The 16,555-nt window shown below is 63.0% G+C and carries 13 protein-coding genes; 10 read left to right on the forward strand and 3 right to left on the reverse strand.

Translation table 11 applies throughout. From position 1 onward, the window contains the following. Positions 1–54 precede the first annotated feature (54 nt). Both MHX52_RS03985 and MHX52_RS03990 read right to left on the reverse strand, forming a co-directional pair. Positions 55–906 carry a DoxX family protein gene (locus tag MHX52_RS03985; protein WP_035005681.1) on the reverse strand — a complete coding sequence of 284 codons (852 nt, stop codon included), beginning with the start codon at positions 904–906 and terminating at the stop codon, positions 55–57. A 117-nt stretch (positions 907–1,023) separates the two neighbouring features. Then, positions 1,024–1,710 (reverse strand): MBL fold metallo-hydrolase, encoded by a 687-nt coding sequence (locus MHX52_RS03990; protein WP_239316696.1) that lies wholly within the window; start codon positions 1,708–1,710, stop codon positions 1,024–1,026. A gap of 74 nt (positions 1,711–1,784) precedes the next feature. Between MHX52_RS03990 and uvrA the strand changes: the two genes are divergently transcribed. Further along, positions 1,785–4,631, forward strand: coding sequence for an excinuclease ABC subunit UvrA (uvrA, locus tag MHX52_RS03995; RefSeq protein ID WP_239316698.1), 2,847 nt, complete (start codon positions 1,785–1,787; stop codon positions 4,629–4,631). On the opposite strand, the gene MHX52_RS04000 is transcribed toward uvrA, so the two are convergent. Then, positions 4,610–6,985, reverse strand: coding sequence for a DUF2339 domain-containing protein (locus MHX52_RS04000; protein WP_239316700.1), 2,376 nt, complete (start codon positions 6,983–6,985; stop codon positions 4,610–4,612). The two genes, uvrA and MHX52_RS04000, sit on opposite strands and share 22 nt — an antisense overlap. 380 nt (positions 6,986–7,365) lie before the next feature. Between MHX52_RS04000 and infC the strand changes: the two genes are divergently transcribed. The 9 genes from infC (at position 7,366) to argJ (ending at position 16,498) form a co-directional block, all read left to right on the forward strand. Beyond that, a complete protein-coding gene (gene infC / locus MHX52_RS04005; protein WP_077536299.1) occupies positions 7,366–7,887 on the forward strand; it encodes a translation initiation factor IF-3 in 522 nt (173 codons plus the stop codon). A gap of 32 nt (positions 7,888–7,919) precedes the next feature. Then, positions 7,920–8,114, forward strand: coding sequence for a 50S ribosomal protein L35 (gene rpmI, locus MHX52_RS04010; RefSeq protein ID WP_005295736.1), 195 nt, complete (start codon positions 7,920–7,922; stop codon positions 8,112–8,114). Between the two features lie 112 nt (positions 8,115–8,226). Further along, the gene (gene rplT, locus MHX52_RS04015; protein WP_011273437.1) at positions 8,227–8,610 is read left to right on the forward strand and encodes a 50S ribosomal protein L20; all 384 of its coding nucleotides are present in this window, start codon (positions 8,227–8,229) and stop codon (positions 8,608–8,610) included. A 231-nt stretch (positions 8,611–8,841) separates the two neighbouring features. Next, positions 8,842–9,543: a hypothetical protein gene (locus MHX52_RS04020; protein ID WP_049049565.1), complete on the forward strand. Its 702-nt coding sequence runs from the start codon at positions 8,842–8,844 to the stop codon at positions 9,541–9,543. A gap of 7 nt (positions 9,544–9,550) precedes the next feature. Next, on the forward strand, positions 9,551–10,411 hold the full coding sequence (locus MHX52_RS04025) for an RNA methyltransferase (RefSeq protein WP_239316702.1): 861 nt from the start codon (positions 9,551–9,553) through the stop codon (positions 10,409–10,411). Positions 10,412–10,492: 81 nt separating this feature from the next. Then, the gene (gene pheS / locus MHX52_RS04030; protein WP_011273440.1) at positions 10,493–11,548 is read left to right on the forward strand and encodes a phenylalanine--tRNA ligase subunit alpha; all 1,056 of its coding nucleotides are present in this window, start codon (positions 10,493–10,495) and stop codon (positions 11,546–11,548) included. Between the two features lie 75 nt (positions 11,549–11,623). Continuing rightward, on the forward strand, positions 11,624–14,182 hold the full coding sequence (pheT, locus tag MHX52_RS04035; protein WP_239316704.1) for a phenylalanine--tRNA ligase subunit beta: 2,559 nt from the start codon (positions 11,624–11,626) through the stop codon (positions 14,180–14,182). 63 nt (positions 14,183–14,245) lie between these two features. Further along, complete coding sequence (gene argC / locus MHX52_RS04040) at positions 14,246–15,271, forward strand: N-acetyl-gamma-glutamyl-phosphate reductase (protein WP_239202307.1); 1,026 nt, start codon at positions 14,246–14,248, stop codon at positions 15,269–15,271. A 9-nt stretch (positions 15,272–15,280) separates the two neighbouring features. Then, positions 15,281–16,498 (forward strand): bifunctional glutamate N-acetyltransferase/amino-acid acetyltransferase ArgJ, encoded by a 1,218-nt coding sequence (gene argJ, locus MHX52_RS04045; RefSeq protein WP_239316706.1) that lies wholly within the window; start codon positions 15,281–15,283, stop codon positions 16,496–16,498. Positions 16,499–16,555: the final 57 nt, after the last annotated feature.

Consider the following 16,555-nt stretch of genomic DNA (forward strand, 5'->3'; position numbering starts at 1 on the left):
AGCAAAGAACCCCTGGTAGTTGAACTAACCAGGGGCTCGTAGTGCTTTTAGCTCTTACTTGAAGCGCTTTTGCGCCTTCTTCTGAGCCTTCTTTGCTCGCTTCTGGGCCTGCTTCTGCGCCTTCTGGGCGCGCTTGCGGGACCTCTTGGTGGCCTTCTGAACGTCCTTCTTCAGATCCTCGGCGTCAAAGTCGTCCCATGCATCCTGCGCCTTGGCAGCAGCGGACTGTGCGTAGTCGGAAGCCTGGTCGCCGAACTCAGCTGCGCGCTCGCGCAGGTTCTCGGCTGCTTCCTTCCACTCATCCTGGTGCTCGTCAACGTAGTCGGCAACCTTATCCTGCACCTGGCCAGCAACCTCCTTCGTCTTGGCGAAGAAGCCCTGGGCCTGGTCGGAAGCGTTAGCGGCGAAAGCCTTGGACTGGGTCTGAGCATTCTCCAGCATCTTCTGCTGCTCAGTCTTGCCCGGCATTGCCTGCTGCGCACGCCACTTCAGGCCCGGCTTGCCGGCGGTATCTGCAGAGGTGATAACCAGACCACCCAGCAGCGCCAGGTCGGTCACCAGGCCGCGGATCTCCTCCTTGCGCTCCGCGCCATTGGAAGCATTCCAGAAAGCGTGGCGGGACAGTGCGGTCGGGATCTGTACGGCGGCCAGGGTAGCGGCGGCCAGGCGCGGAGCCTTGCCGGTGGCCAGCAGGGCGGAGGCAACGACCTTGGTGGTGCCGACCACGCGCACGGTGGTCTCGGCATCATCGGGAATCAGGCCGGCCTTATCCTGCGGCAGCACGGAACGCAGAGTGCCGTTGATAGCCTTTGCGTCTTCTGCATATTCGTTGCTGTTCAGCAGCATCTGGGCGCCGTCAACGGCGAAAGCGGAAGCCAGCAGCGGGCGGGCAAGGGTACGGAACATTTGGGTCTACACACTCCTCTTTAGTTGGTGGCACGACCCTTGACTGCGTTTAGTCGTGCTCGAACAATCTCCCAGGTTACCTGAATCAACCTCACCGGGAGTGAGGTCCGGGGCTATCTACCAGCCTCGCGCGGCCCACTCATCGACCTTGCCCTTTTCCTCCCCAACGGACGTGGAATCCCCGTGACCAGGGTGGATTCGGGTTTCTTCGGGGAGGGTGAAGATCCTGTCGCGCACGTCGCCCAGGAGCTGCTGGAACTGCTCGGGGTTGTTTGTTTTTCCGACGCCACCGGGGAAAACGCTGTCACCCACCCACGCTCGTGGCACGCGCCCGTCGGCCAGATCCAGCACTGCCAAGCCGCCCGGGGTGTGGCCCCGTAGCTCGACTACCTGCAAGCCCAGCTCCGGCAGCTGTGCGCCAGCCAGGTCCAGCGGCTCCCGCTCACCTTCGTCGTTTCCGTACACCCGATCCGGCGCCACGGGCAGCGCCTCGGCATCCAGGCGCGGCCCGTGGTGGCGTGCACCTGTCGCCTTCAGCACGTCAGCCAGCGCGCGAGTGTGGTCCGCGTGCTGGTGGGTAGTGAGCACATCGGTGATGCGCACACCCAGCTGTTCGGCCAGTCCCAGCAGGTGTTCTGTATCGTCGGCGGCATCCACCAGCAGCGCCTCGCCGCCCCGGCACAACAACCAGCAATTGTTGTCCATAGAACCCACGGTCGTCACTGCGTACGTATGGGCGTCAGAACTAAGAACCTGCACGTCGCGCGGTGCGGAAAGATGGCTAAATTCAGTAACTTGCTGCATGGCACCACACTAGCGATGTCCGGGCGATGGCGTAGACTAGCAGGGTTGATGCTTCAACAAATAAGGAGTGAATAGTGGCCGATCAGCTGATTGTCCGTGGAGCCAGCGAACACAACCTCAAGGGCGTGGATATCGACCTGCCGCGCGACAAGATGATCGTGTTTACGGGGCTGTCCGGCTCGGGTAAATCCTCCCTGGCCTTCGACACGATCTTCGCAGAAGGCCAGCGCCGATACGTTGAGTCTTTGAGCTCCTATGCGCGCATGTTCCTCGGGCGCATGGATAAGCCAGACGTGGAGCTGATCGAGGGGCTGTCTCCGGCGGTTTCCATCGACCAGAAGTCCACGAACCGCAACCCGCGCTCGACCGTCGGCACGGTAACCGAAATCTTCGACTACCTGCGCCTGCTGTACGCCCGCACCGGTACTCCGCACTGCCCGGAGTGCGGCGGCGTTATCCAGCGGCAGACTCCGCAGGAGATCGTGGACCAAATCCTGGCGATGGAGCAGGGGCTGAAGTTTCAGGTGCTCGCGCCGGTGGTGCGCACCCGAAAGGGCGAGTTCGTGGACCTCTTCGAGGACCTGGCCGCGCAGGGCTACTCCCGCGTGCAGGTCGACGGTGCGGTGTACCAGCTGTCCAACCCGCCGACGCTAGAAAAGCAGGTCAAGCACGACATCGACGTAGTGGTGGACCGTCTGCAGGTAAAGGAATCCCAGAAGCAGCGCCTGACAGACTCGATCGAGACCGCGCTGCAGCTGGCCGACGGGATCGTGGTCCTGGACTTTGTGGGACTGCCGGACGACGACCCGCACCGCACGCGCCGCTTCTCCGAGAAGATGGCCTGCCCGAATGGTCACGCGATCCAGCTGGACGAGCTGGAGCCGCGCACGTTCTCCTTCAACTCGCCCTATGGTGCCTGCCCTGCCTGTGACGGCCTGGGCACGCGCCTGGAGGTCGACGAGAAGCTGGTGATCCCTGACGAGGACGCAGCCGTGGTCGACGCGATCGCGCCGTGGTCGTCTAGCCCGAACAGCAAGTACTTCACCAAGCTGGTGAATGCGCTGGGTGAGGCGATGGGCTTCGACCCGAAGTCCCCGTGGAAGGATCTGAAGGCCACCCACCGCAAGGCCATCCTGAACGGCCACAAGACGCAGATCAAGGTCAGCTACCGAAACCGCTACGGCCGTTCGCGCACCTACAACGCACCCTTCGAGGGCGTGATGCCCTTCCTGAAGCGCAAGCTCGACCAAACCGATTCCGACTGGTCCAAGGAGCGCTACCGCAGCTACATGCGTGAGGTCGCCTGCCCGACGTGCGACGGCACGCGCCTGAAGCCGGAAGTTCTGGCCGTAACTATTGCCTCGGGCGAGCAGGAGCTGTCCATCGCCGAGGTCTCTGATCTTTCTATTGCGGACGCCAGCAGCTTCCTCGACAACCTTTCTCTAAGCAAGCGCGAGGAGATGATTGCCGGGGCGGTTCTGCGGGAGATCCAGGCGCGCCTGAAGTTCCTGCTGGACGTTGGCCTGAACTACCTGTCGATGTCCCGCTCCGCGGGCACGCTCTCCGGCGGTGAGGCCCAGCGCATCCGCCTGGCTACGCAAATTGGTTCCGGTCTGGCGGGCGTGCTGTACGTGCTGGATGAGCCTTCAATCGGCCTGCACCAGCGCGATAACGAGCGGCTGATCCGCACTCTGCAGCACCTGCGCGATCTGGGCAACACCCTGATCGTGGTGGAGCACGACGAGGACACGATCCGCACGGCCGACTGGCTGGTGGATATCGGTCCGCGAGCTGGCGAGTACGGCGGCGAGATTGTCTACCAGGGCGAGCCCAAGGGCATCCTCGAGGCGAAGGATTCCTTGACCGGCCAGTACCTGTCCGGTGAAAGGGTGCTGGCTGTCCCGGAGAAGCGCCGCCCGATCGATAAGGAACGGGTGCTGACGGTACACGGCGCCCAGGAAAATAACCTGAAGAACGTGGACGTCACTCTGCCGCTGGGCGTGCTGACGCTGATCACTGGTGTGTCGGGCTCCGGTAAGTCTTCCCTGATCAACGGCATCGTGGCGAAGTCTCTGAGCAACACCCTGAACAAGGCGCGCCAGGTGCCGGGGCACCACAAGAAAATCACGGGCACGGAGCACCTGGACAAGCTGGTGCAGGTGGATCAGAGCCCGATCGGCCGCACTCCGCGATCCAACCCGGCTACGTACACGGGCGTGTTCGACAAGATCCGCAAGCTGTTCGCCGAGACGACGGAGGCCAAGGTACGCGGCTACACCGCGGGCCGGTTCTCGTTCAACGTCAAGGGCGGGCGCTGCGAGGCCTGCCACGGCGACGGCACTCTGAAGATCGAGATGAACTTCCTGCCCGACGTGTACGTGCCCTGTGAAGTCTGCGAGGGCGCTCGCTACAACCGCGAGACGCTGGAGGTCCAGTACAAGGGCAAGTCCATCGCAGAGGTGCTGGACATGCCGATTTCCGAGGCAGCGGAGTTCTTCGAACCCGTTACTTCGATTTCCCGCTACCTGAACACCCTGGTGGATGTAGGGCTGGGATACGTCCGCCTGGGGCAGGCGGCCACGACCTTGTCCGGTGGTGAGGCACAGCGCGTGAAGTTGGCCGCCGAACTGCAGAAGCGTTCCAATGGTCGGACGGTGTACATCCTCGACGAGCCGACCACCGGCCTGCATTTCGAGGACATCCGCAAGCTGATGCTGGTGATCCAGGGGCTCGTGGACAAGGGCAATAGCGTGTTCATCATCGAGCACAACCTGGACGTCATTAAGGCTGCCGACTGGATTGTGGACATGGGGCCGGAGGGCGGCTCCGGCGGCGGAACGGTCGTTGCCGAGGGAACCCCGGAGCAGGTTGCGGAGGTGGAGGCCTCCCACACCGGCCGCTACCTTCGGTCCATGCTCTGATCCTGAATCCGGGGCTGCTGGGGTTGCTGAGGCTGTTGCTGCATCGGCGGCTGCGGCTGCTGAGACTGTTGTGGCAATGGCGGCTGCGGCACTCGCGACTGCGGGGGAGTCTTGTTGGGCTTCTCGCGGGTGATAGCGGCAACCAGTAGCACCATGCCGCAAATGAGGAACGCCAGGGCCTGCACAAGCCCACCGAGTACGGACAGGTCGTAGAAGACCAGCTTGGCGGTGGCAATGATCGCCAGCAGAAGACCGGGCTTGGAGTTGTTGCGGTACAGCAGGTACACGGCGCCCAACATCCAGCTGACGGAGATCAGCACGTGCGCCACCATGAATGACAGCTTCGTGGTGGAGATAGCCATAGCGACGGCGGGGATTGCGGAGGAGGCGAGCACAAGGGTGACTACGCCGATAACCAACATCGTCACTTCCGAGTTGGACTGCTTACCCGGAATCTCGCGTCCAGCGATTCCGCGCAGGCCGGTTTCGAGGAGGTATTGGTGGCGATACAGAAGCGCCACCGCTAGCGCGAGACTGACTACTAGGACGATCGCCGAGTCCGGAACACGCATGCTATCCGCCCCGACCCAGCTGCGCGGTGCGTAGGTGAACACCGCTAGGAAAGAGCACATCAGCGAGATCCATGCGACATTCTTAGGCATGCGCGGCAATCCCCATACAACGGCTGCGGTGTATAGCAGCAGACCCACAGCGACGATGATGCTCCCGTAGCCAAACGCCGAGGCCTCAGCGGGGGAATGCCGTAGTTCAGAATCCAATGCGTACCACTGGAAGAAGCGGATGATGAAGACAATGGGGAAAGTGCCGGCGGAGATTATGAAAGCGAACGCGTTGGCCAGCTGTGGTGGAAGCGGTTCTGTTCCTGGAATCTGGAAGTCCGCTTGGAAGATGCCGCCGTTGATGCGAGCGATGATGTATGCGCATGCAGTTACTAGGGAGATAAAGACAACAGCCGCCCAGGAATTGCTGGACAACAGGCACACCGACGGAATGATCACCACGGCAACTACGCCGCTGAGGTGAAGCTGGCGGGATGCAAACGGCGGGACGAAGCTGATGATCGTCACGAGCGCGAAGCCCACCACGCCGAGCAGGAACGTCGTAAGTATGAAGGGTGCACTCAGCAGCATCGCGCAGATGTAAGTAATGGTCGCGGTGGTCTGAAGCTTGAACCACGGGCGGCCCCAACGGGCTGCGAAGCCGCAGATAGCGGCGGCGATCAAGCTGCCAGCGAAGTAACCATTGTGGATTTCGCGTTGCACTTCCTGGTCGGCGGGGAACATAGAGAGGAAGTTCGCTGCCGCCGGCAGGATGAATAGAGGCGCAAAGGCGGTGACGACCACCGCGAGGACTTCCTTCTTCCAGGCATATGCCAGAGCCAATGCGCCGGCACATATGACCACCGTCAGCACGCTACCGAGCGCCTCACCGAACCATCCCAGGTTGAACACCGCGACCCAGAGGTCCGCCAAACCGCCCAGTGTGGCAACTATCAATAGCGCCGAGGAGCTCACTCCGTCTGGTTGCTTCTTGTGCACGATTGTCGACGTCACGGCCAAACCGCCACAGATCACCGCAGCGAGAATGACCGCTCCCTCCGGAGTAAGGATTCCGGAAGCGTAGGCCAATAGAGCCAGGAAGGTGAGGCCGACAACCGTGATGGAGCCGCCGATGATCGCCAGCAAGCGAGTGACCAGATCCTCCTTTTCCCACCACTGTTGCAGCTTGTTCGGCTCCTTAGGCTCCTGCTGCTTCGCTGCTGGTTGGGGCTGTGGCTTAGGGGCAGCTGGTCGCGGAGCCTGAGGTCGCGATGCCTGCGGACGGGGTGCCTGAGGTCGCGACGCCTGCGAACGCGCGGGCGCTTGCTGCTTTGGCGGAGCGAACTCGTGGCGCGGCGGTTGTGCAGGGCGCGCCGGGTGGTGCTGCGCCTGTTGTGGCTGCTGTTGACGCTGAGCCGGCTTGGATTGAGGTTGTGCGGGCTGAGGCTGTGCGGGCTGAGGTTTGGGAGCTTGAGGTCGCTCCATCTTGCGTTCAGCCGACCGTTCAGCTGGAGCAGGGGAGTGCTTCTGTGGAACCTGAGCTTTTGGAGCCTGACGCGGCGGGGCCTGTAAGTCCGGTTTGGGGCGCGGGGGAGGTGAGGCTGGGGGCGTCACTAAGGAAGAAGAAGGAGCAGCGGCTCGTTGTGCCTGCGAGAGCCTTTGTTGATTTAGGGCGACCTCCCGCAGAATGGCGATCATCTGCGTTTGCGCCTGCACCTGCGAGCGGGCAAGGTCATCGATGCGCTTGATGAGGTCGTTGGTGGGCTGTGCGGATCCGTTAGAAGAGTTGTTCATGGCTCAAAAGCTTATTCTTATTCGGCGCGCCAGGGGCGCAGTATCGGTTTTGGTAAATGCTCGGACGATTGTTATACTTCCAAGCACTACCGTCTCGTTCCGGCAGTTTGAGTCGCTTTTATCTCAAATTCGTCTCAAACAAACGGAAACGGGCTGCAAGTGGAGATTCCTTCTCCCACCTAGGGACCGCCTTTAGAGGTTGGGCTCGGGTCGTAGCCACAGGCACGGATGGGTTCAGGAGAATCCAGAAGTGTAATGCGTGATGCAGGGCAGTTGTTCCCGCCGGCGCAAAGTGGCTGTGATTGTGGGGGAACACAGGGGATCTTCAGTACTGCAGGGGTCGGTAAGACATTAACCAAAACTGCTACTGAGGAGTTCACATTAGCGCAGAAGCTCGCATCAACGACCGTATTCGAGTCCCTGAGGTCCGACTCGTCGGTCCAGGCGGCGAACAGGTCGGTATCGTCAAAACAGACGATGCGCGAAAGCTGGCCTATGAAGCTGACCTCGACCTTGTAGAGGTTGCACCGAACGCCAAGCCGCCCGTGGCAAAGATCATGGACTACGGCAAGTTCAAGTACGAGCAGGCCCAGAAGGCCCGCGAAGCTCGTAAGAACCAGCAGCAGACCGTGGTGAAGGAACAGAAGTTCCGTCCGAAGATCGACGACCACGACTACGAGACCAAGAAGGGCAACGTCATTCGTTTCCTGGAGAAGGGCTCCAAGGTCAAGGTCACGATCATGTTCCGCGGGCGTGAGCAGTCTCGCCCGGAGCTTGGGTTCCGGTTGCTTGAGCGACTGGCAAACGACGTCGAGGAGTACGGCGTAGTTGAGACCCGCGCCAAGCAAGACGGTCGCAACATGACCATGGTGCTGGGCCCGGTCCGCAAGGGCAAGAAGTAGTAACAGAACTAGTTGTTAGAGGTTTTTCACCAATGAAGCAGAAGACTCACAAGGGTGCCGCAAAGCGCATCAAGATCTCCGGTTCCGGCAAGCTGCGTCGCGAGCAGGCTAACCGCCGCCACCTGCTGGAGGGCAAGCCCTCCAAGCGCACCCGTCGCCTGAAGGGCACCGAGGACGTCGCTCCGGCCGATGTCAAGCGCATGAAGCGTCTGCTGGGCAAGGCATAACTTAAAGCCCACTTTTCCACCCCTATTCACCCAACCGCGTCATCGAGTGGATTCAGCGCTTGAGAAAGTGCTGGTTCGAGGCGCGCACTCTTAAAGAAAAGGAAGTATCACCGTGGCACGTGTCAAGCGCTCAGTGAACGCCAAGAAGAAGCGTCGCGAAGTACTGAAGTCCGCCAAGGGCTACCGTGGTCAGCGCTCCCGCCTGTACCGCAAGGCAAAGGAGCAGATGCTCCACTCCAAGACTTACGAGTTCCGCGATCGCAAGGCTCGTAAGAACGAGTTCCGCAAGCTGTGGATCCAGCGCATCAACGCTGGTGCTCGCCAGAACGGCATGACCTACAACCGTCTGATCCAGGGCCTGCGCCTGGCCGAGATCGAGGTCGACCGCAAGAACCTGGCTGAGCTGGCCGTCAACGACTTCGACGCATTCACCGCTCTGTGCGAGGCTGCAAAGGCTGCCCTGCCGGAGGACGTTAACGCACCGGCTGCTTCCTAAAGCCAGCCCTAAACGCGTAACGCGCACCCCATCCTGGACACCCAGGGTGGGGTTTTCTCGTATGGGGCCGTATGTACGCGGCGATTCCCGATAGATTGGAGGGGCAGCCCCGGATATAGCCGGGCAGAAGTCCGTTAAAGCTAAGGAGAATCCGCATTGAAGACCTACACGCGCGCCGCACTGGCAGCAGTCCTGGCTTTGTCTCTCGGCGGTTCCCTAGCATCATGCAACATGAGCACCAACGAAGACGCGGAACGGGCTATGCAGGAAGCCTCGGAAGGCCCAGGTGGCTCGGAAAGGGCCGGTGATGAGGATCTCTCCTATGCCGATATGTCGGAGGAGGACTTCGCAGCGAAGGCCGCAAAGACCGTCGAGGAATTCATTCAAACCAACTTTGATTCCTCTTTGGTCAAGACAATCGAAAGGCTCCCCGGCGAGGATAAAGAGTTGCTCAAGCGGGCCAACACGGTGGCTAACGTCGAGAAGCTCTCCGACGAAGAGAAGGATGAACTCTTCGAAGTAGCCGACAAGGTGTACAACGTGCGTCACTTCATCGCGGGGGTTGATGACATGAGCGATGAAGACCGCGGTGCGGTAGTTGTTGGCCTGAACCACAGCCTCGACGGTGTCTGGCGGTTCTTCGGCGGCCGCGGCGCGCTTAAGGTGAAAGCGCATCCCGAGAAGGCAAAGGTCGATAGTGCTCGCACGATGGTGAAGTTCCCGGTTGGTTCCATCGACATGGACTTGCATGGCATCGAGTCGAAGCAGAAGGAGCCCCTAGCCGTTGTCGTGGACGGTGGCCAGCTCCGTATTCATGGCCAGTACCTCATCGACATGGCGCACGAGGTAAAGGACGGGACGGTGACGCGCACTGAATCCAAGAACGGCGTTACCACTACGGAGCAGGAGAAGATTACTTTGTTTGAAAAGTAGGTCAATTATGCTGTGGGGTATGAACCCGCAGGATGCCCAAGAGCTTTTCACCGAAAGAACCCCTCGCATTGTCAACGCAGCCAAGCTTCACCGGGCGGCTGCGCGTAAGAAGGCGGGGGTTTTCCTTGTGGAGGGGGAGAACAGCGTAGAAGCCGCCATTGCCACCGGAAGTGCCACGGACGTGTACGTCACGCTGGCCGCCGCGGAGCGCTTCGAGCCGATCATCCGCACCGCCGGCTACCTCAATATCTACGTGCACTACATCACGGACAAGGCGGCCAAGCACCTTTCTGATACCGCCACGACTACAGGTTTGTTTGCCGTGTGCAAGCCGGTGCTGTGGTCTGTCGGTAAGGTATTGACGCCCCAGCCTCGGCTAGTGAGCGTTCCAGTGGAAACCAACGACCCCGGCAATGCGGGCACCCTGATCCGTGTGGCCGATGCCATGGGCGCGGATGCCGTGGTGTTCGCCGGGGAGACTGTCGACCCGCAGTCGTGCAAGTCCGCTCGCGCCTCCGCGGGCTCGCTGTTCCACGTGCCGGTGGCCCGCTCCACCAACGTGAAGGACGTGCTGGGCCAGCTGCGCGCCCAGGGGCTGCAGATTCTCGCCACTGCGGCCGATGGTGAGGTCAGCCTGGATGATGCGGGGGAGATCCTTACCAAGCCCACTGCGTGGCTGTTCGGTAATGAGGCGCACGGGCTGGGCGAGGAACTGCTGGCCGAGGCGGACCTGCGAGTTTCCATCCCGATCCGCGGGCGTGCGGAATCCCTCAACCTTGCCACTGCGGCCTCCATCTGCATGTATGAATCGTCCCGCATCCAAGCGGCGTCCCGTGAGGCTGCCGGGGGAGCAGTCGAAGACTGTTAGCCCCAACTCGGTGCGGCAGTGGGCCAGCCGGGTATTATTAACGAGGTTAAGCCGTGCACGTAGAAAGAGGAGCGCACTGAAGTGACGGATTCCGCGGACACTCCCCAGGTAGAGCTTTCGGAGCAGGGGCTCAACGCCGCAGCAGACGCAGCCGAGAAGGCTTTTGCCGAGGCTGCAAATCTGGAGGAACTGGCGGCCGCTCGCCGCGAGCACCTGGGCGACGATGCCCCCATTCCGGCCGCCCGTCGTAGCCTGGGCAGCCTGCCGAAGGACCAGCGCAAGGACGCTGGTCGCCTGGTGAACATGGCGCGGGGTCGCGTCGAGAAGCGCTTCGCACAGGTCAAGGCCGAGCTCGAGCGCAAGCGCAACGAGGAAGTCCTGCGCGCCGAGCGCATCGACGTCACCGAGCCGACCACCCGTGGTCAGCGCGGCGCCCAGCACCCGATCACCATCCTGTCCGAGCAGATCGCTGACATCTTCGTCGGCATGGGCTGGGAGATCGCCGATGGCCCGGAGGTCGAGGCAGAGTACTTCAACTTCGACTCCCTGAACTTCATCCCAGACCACCCTGCGCGCACGCTGCAGGACACCTTCCACATCGCTCCGGAGGGCTCCGGCCAGGTGCTGCGCACCCACACCTCTCCGGTGCAGATGCGCACGATGCTCTCCCGCGACCTGCCGATCTACATCGCCTGCCCGGGCCGCGTGTTCCGCACCGATGAGCTGGACGCCACCCACACCCCCGTGTTCCACCAGGTCGAAGGCCTGGCCGTGGATAAGGGGCTGACGATGGCGCACCTGAAGGGCACGCTGGATCACCTGGCCAAGACGCTGTTCGGCGAGGAAGCCAAGACCCGCATCCGCCCGAACTACTTCCCGTTCACTGAGCCCTCCGCCGAGGTGGACGTCTGGTTCGCCGACAAGAAGGGCGGCGCTGGCTGGATCGAGTGGGGCGGTTGCGGCATGGTCAACCCGAACGTCCTGATCGCCGCGGGCGTGGATCCGGAGGAGTACTCCGGCTTCGCCTTCGGCATGGGCATCGAGCGCACCCTGCAGTTCCGCAACGGCCTGCCCGACATGCGCGACATGGTGGAGGGCGATGTGCGCTTCACCCTGCCGTTCGGCGTTCGCCGCTAGAGCAATTTCCCCCAGAGCACCAGAGCATCCCAGAGCACCCCATTTAGAGCCCCAACCAAGGATCTTTCGAAAATCATGCTTATTTCCCAGTCGTGGCTGACCCGAATCCTGCAGACCTCCAACCCGCAGTGGAGCGTGAGCGCCGAGGAGTTCGACGCCGGCTTCGTCCGCGTTGGCTTCGAGACCGAGGGGTACGAGGCGATCCCCGAAACCACCGGCCCGCTGGTGATCGGTCGTGTCGAAAAGATCGAGGAGCTCACCGAGTTCAAGAAGCCGATCCGTTACTGCGACGTCAACGTCGGCCAGGCCAACGGCACTGGCGAGCTGCAGCACATCATCTGTGGCGCGCGGAACTTCGCCGAGGGCGACAACGTCGTCATCGCCCTGCCCGGCACGGTGCTGCCCGGCCCGTTCGAGATCTCGGCGCGTAAGACCTACGGCAAGATCTCCGAGGGCATGATCTGTTCTGCGATGGAAGTGGGCCTGGCCAGCCAGCAGAACGCAGGGATCATGACTATTTCTGACGCCGATTTGGCCAGCGCCAACCTCAAGGTAGGCGACGACGCGCGTGGGCTGCTGGGTTTGCAGGACACCATCTTCGACGTGAACATCACCCCGGACCGCGGCTACGCGCTGTCGGCCAGGGGACTCGCCCGCGAGTTGGCGTCCAGTTTTGACCTGCAGTTCCGCGACCCGGCGCAGGATCCGGCAGCAGCGGCGATGCGCAACGACCTTTTCGCCGGCCTGCCCGGCACCGACGGCGAGGTGCAAGCGCTGAAGGTCGACGAGGACACGAAGTGCTCCAAGTTCGGCATGCGCAAGGTCACCGGCATCGATCCGCAGGCGGAGTCCCCGCTATGGCTGCAGCGAGAGCTGATGCTGTGCGGACAGCGCCCAGTGAACCCGGCGACGGACGTGACGAACTACGTGATGTTCCTGCTGGGCCAGCCGATGCACGCCTTCGACGCGGATAAGGTCACCGGAGAGCTGCACGTCCGCCTGGCGAAGAAGGGGGAGAAGCTGACCACGCTGGATGACGTGGAGCGCACCCTCGACCCGGAGGACGTGGTGATCTCCGACGAGTCCGGTATCCAGTCGCTGGCTGGCGTGATGGGCGGTTCGACCTCCGAGATTTCCGAGGCGACCACCAACGTGCTGTTCGAGGCCGCACACTGGGATCAGATCACCGTGGCCCGCACGTGCCGCCGCCACAAGCTTTCCTCCGAGGCCTCCCGCCGCTTCGAGCGCGGCACGGACGCCGCCATTATCGAGGACGCGCTGGACTTCGCCGTCGCACTGCTGGTGAACATCGCTGGTGGCCAGGTGGAGGAGGGGCGCACCCTGGTCGGTGCGGTCCCGGAGATGCCGATGATCACCATCCACACCTCCCTGCCGGGCAAGACCGCGGGCAAGATCTACCCGGACGGCACCACCATTTCCCGCCTGCGGGAGGTCGGCTGTGAGGTGCGCGAGACCGGCTCCCGCGACGACAACGGCGCCCGCGAGATCGAGGTCACCCCGCCGACCTGGCGCCCGGATCTGACGATGCCCGCCGACCTGGTGGAGGAGGTTCTGCGCCTGGAGGGCCTGGAGGACATCCCCTCTATCGTCCCGACCGCCCCGGCTGGCCGCGGCTACACCCCACGCCAGCGGATGCGCCGCAACGTGGGCCAGGCCCTGGCCTGGGCGGGTTACGCAGAGATCCTGCCGACCCCGTTCATCGCCAACGACGTATTCGACGTCTGGGACCTGCCAGCGGATGACCCGCGCCGTCTGACGGTGAAGGTACAGAACCCGCTGGAGAGCGACTACGCCTGCATCGGCACTACGCTGCTGCCGTCCATGATCGAATCCCTCCGCCGCAACGTCACCCGTGGTCAGCGCGACGTAGCCCTCTACGGCGTGGAGCAGGTATCCGTTCCGAAGACGGACAAGCCGTTCTCCCCGATGCCTTCTGTGAAGCAGCGCCCGGGTGCAGAGGAGCTGCAGGAACTGCTGGATTCCCTGCCCGCTCAGCCGCTGCACGTTGCCGTTGTGGCTACGGGTAGCCGTCAGCTGCAGGGCACCTGGGGCGAGCCGGAGGCATTCACTGCGGCGGACGCCATCGAGTCCGCCCGCGTGGTCGCCCGTGCCGCCGGCGTGGAGATCACCGTGCGCAACGCGGAGTACCTGCCGTGGCACCCGGGCCGCTGTGCTGAGATTCTGGTGGGCGACAAGGTCGTTGGCCACGCAGGCGAGCTGCACCCGCAAGTCTGCGAGCGCGCGGAGCTGCCGCCGCGCACCGTGGCCATGGAGATGAACCTGGACGAGCTGCCGCTGAGGGAGACCTTCCCGCGCCCGGTGCTGTCTGCATTCCCGGCGGTGTTGCAGGACATCGCGGTCGTCGTTGACGAGGCTACCCCGGCCCAGGACGTTGAAGATGCCCTGCGTGCTGGCGCTGGCGAGCTGTTGGAGGAGATCCGACTGTTCGACGTCTACCACTCCGAGTCCCTGGGAGAGGGCAAGCGCTCGCTGACCTTCAGCCTGCGCTTCCGCGCGCCCGACCGCACTCTGACGGAGGAAGAGGCCAGCAAGTCCCGCGAGGCGGCCTTGCAGTCCGCCACCGAGAAGGTGGGCGCACAGCTTCGCGCCTAACTGCATAATTCCCATAAACCTGAATAATTTGCATTTTTGGTTCCAGTAGGGCAGAATCGTCCTATGTTGAAAATTGCAGTAGCAGGCGCCAGTGGGTACGCGGGTGGCGAGGCTCTTCGCCTCCTATTGAATCACCCCGGCTACGGCGTGGACTTCGAAATCGGTTCGCTGACCGGCGGTTCCAACGCGGGCACGCGATTCGGCGAACTCAACCCGGGACTGCCCGCCCTGGCGGATCGCGTGCTCGAAGAGACGACCGAGGAAGTTCTCCGCGGGCACGACGCTGCAATCCTGGCCCTCCCTCACGGAGTCTCCGCCGCTCTGGATCTGCCGGAATCCATGAAGATCGTGGACTGCGGCGCGGACTACCGCCTGAAGAACGCCAACCACTGGGCGCGCTTCTACGGCACCCCGCACGCCGGCACCCGCACCTACGGCATCCCGGAGATGCCTGGCCGCCGGGAAGAGATCGCGGCCACTAACTACGTTGCCGCCCCCGGTTGCTTCCCGACCGGCGCCACGATGGCCCTCATGCCCGCCATCGCCAGCGGCCTGATGGCCCCGCAGATCAGCGTGGTTTCCGTCACCGGCACCACCGGTGCTGGTAAGAAGGCCGCCGTGAACCTGCTGGGTTCGGAGACCATGGGGAACTTGCGCGCCTATGGCGTGGGCACCCACCGCCACGCGCCGGAGATCAAGCAGAGCGTGGAAGAGCTGCTGGCCCCCGGCTATTCCTCGGACGATGTCCACGTGACCTTCACCCCGGTGCTGGCCCCGCTGACCCGCGGCATCCTTACCACCGTCACCGCCCCCGCGCGTGGCCAGGCTAGCGATATCCGCCGCGCCTACGAAAAGTTCTGCGCCAACGAGCCCTTCCTGCACCTGCTGCCGGAGGGCCAGCAGCCGGAGGTGAAGAGCGTCGTCGGTTCCAACATGGTGCACATCCAAGTGGAGGTCGCCGACGGCATGGTCATCGCCACCAGCGCCATCGATAACCTCACCAAGGGCACCGCAGGTGCCGCCATCCAATGCCTCAACCTCATGTTCGGTTGGGAAGAAACCGCGGGTCTCCCGCAGACGGGGCTCTGATTCTAAGTTATGACTAACGCAGACAAGAACAATCCGGATACCAGCACTGCCCAAGGTTCCTCCGCGGACCTCGGCGTGACCGTTCCCAAGGGCTTTAGCGCCGCAGCCGTGACGGCGGGGATCAAACCCTCCGGCAAGTCGGATATGGCTCTGATCCGCAACGACGGGCCCGATGCCATCGCCGCCGCTATGTTCACCCGTAACCAGGTCACTGCCGCCCCCGTTCGTTACACCAAGGCGAATAACGATGGCACCTTCCGCGCCGTCGTCGTTAATTCCGGCAACGCCAACGCCTGCAACGGAGCCCAGGGCGACAAGGATGCTCGCGCTACCGCCGAGAAGACCGCCGAGCTGCTGGGATGCCAGCCCGGCGACGTTGCCGTGTGCTCCACCGGCCTGATCGGCGACGTGCTGCCGATGGATAAGGTCTTCGCCGGAGTCGACGAACTTGCCGGCAAGCTCGACCAGTCCATCACTGCCGGCAACGATGCCGCCCGCGCCATCATGACCACCGACCTCGTCGCCAAGGAGGCCGTCTACCACGGCGATGGCTGGTCCATCGGCGCCATGGGCAAGGGTGTCGGCATGATGGCCCCGTCGCTGGCTACGATGCTCGTGTTTATTACTACGGACGCCCACCTTCCCAACGCCGACATGGCCCACGAGGCCCTGGCGGGCGCCACCCCGACAACCTTCGACTGCATCGACATCGACGGCGCGACCTCAACCAACGACACTGTGCTGCTGATGGCCTCCGGCGCTTCCGGCATCACCCCGGACGCAGAGGAATTCAACGCTGCGATCCACCAGGTGTGCCTCGATATTGCGATGCAGCTACAGGCGGACGCTGAGGGCGTCACAAAGAGAGTGTCCATCACCGTCGGCGGCGCAGAAACGGACGCGGACGCACAGACCGCAGCGCGCGTCATCGGCCGCGACAACCTGTTTAAGTGTGCGATGTTCGGCTCCGACCCGAACTGGGGCCGCGTGCTGGCTGCCGTAGGAATGGCGCCGGTGAAGATGAACCCGGAGGCCATCAGCGTGTCCTTCAACGGACACCCGGTGTGCATCAACTCCACGGGCGCGCCCGGTGCCCGCACCGTGGATCTCTCGGGCGCCGACATTGCCGTCGAGGTGGACCTCGGCGTAGGCGAGGGGCGCGCGACGGTATGGACGACCGACCTGTCGTACTCCTACGTGGAGATCAATTCGGAATACTCCACCTAGTTCATCCAGCTCACCCAGCTTGCCCAGAGCTCACCCGCACAACGGATCTACCAGGAA

Origin of the sequence: Corynebacterium sp. ACRQJ, from assembly GCF_022346045.1 — a bacterium.
GTDB classification, from domain to species: Bacteria; Actinomycetota; Actinomycetes; order Mycobacteriales; family Mycobacteriaceae; genus Corynebacterium; species Corynebacterium evansiae.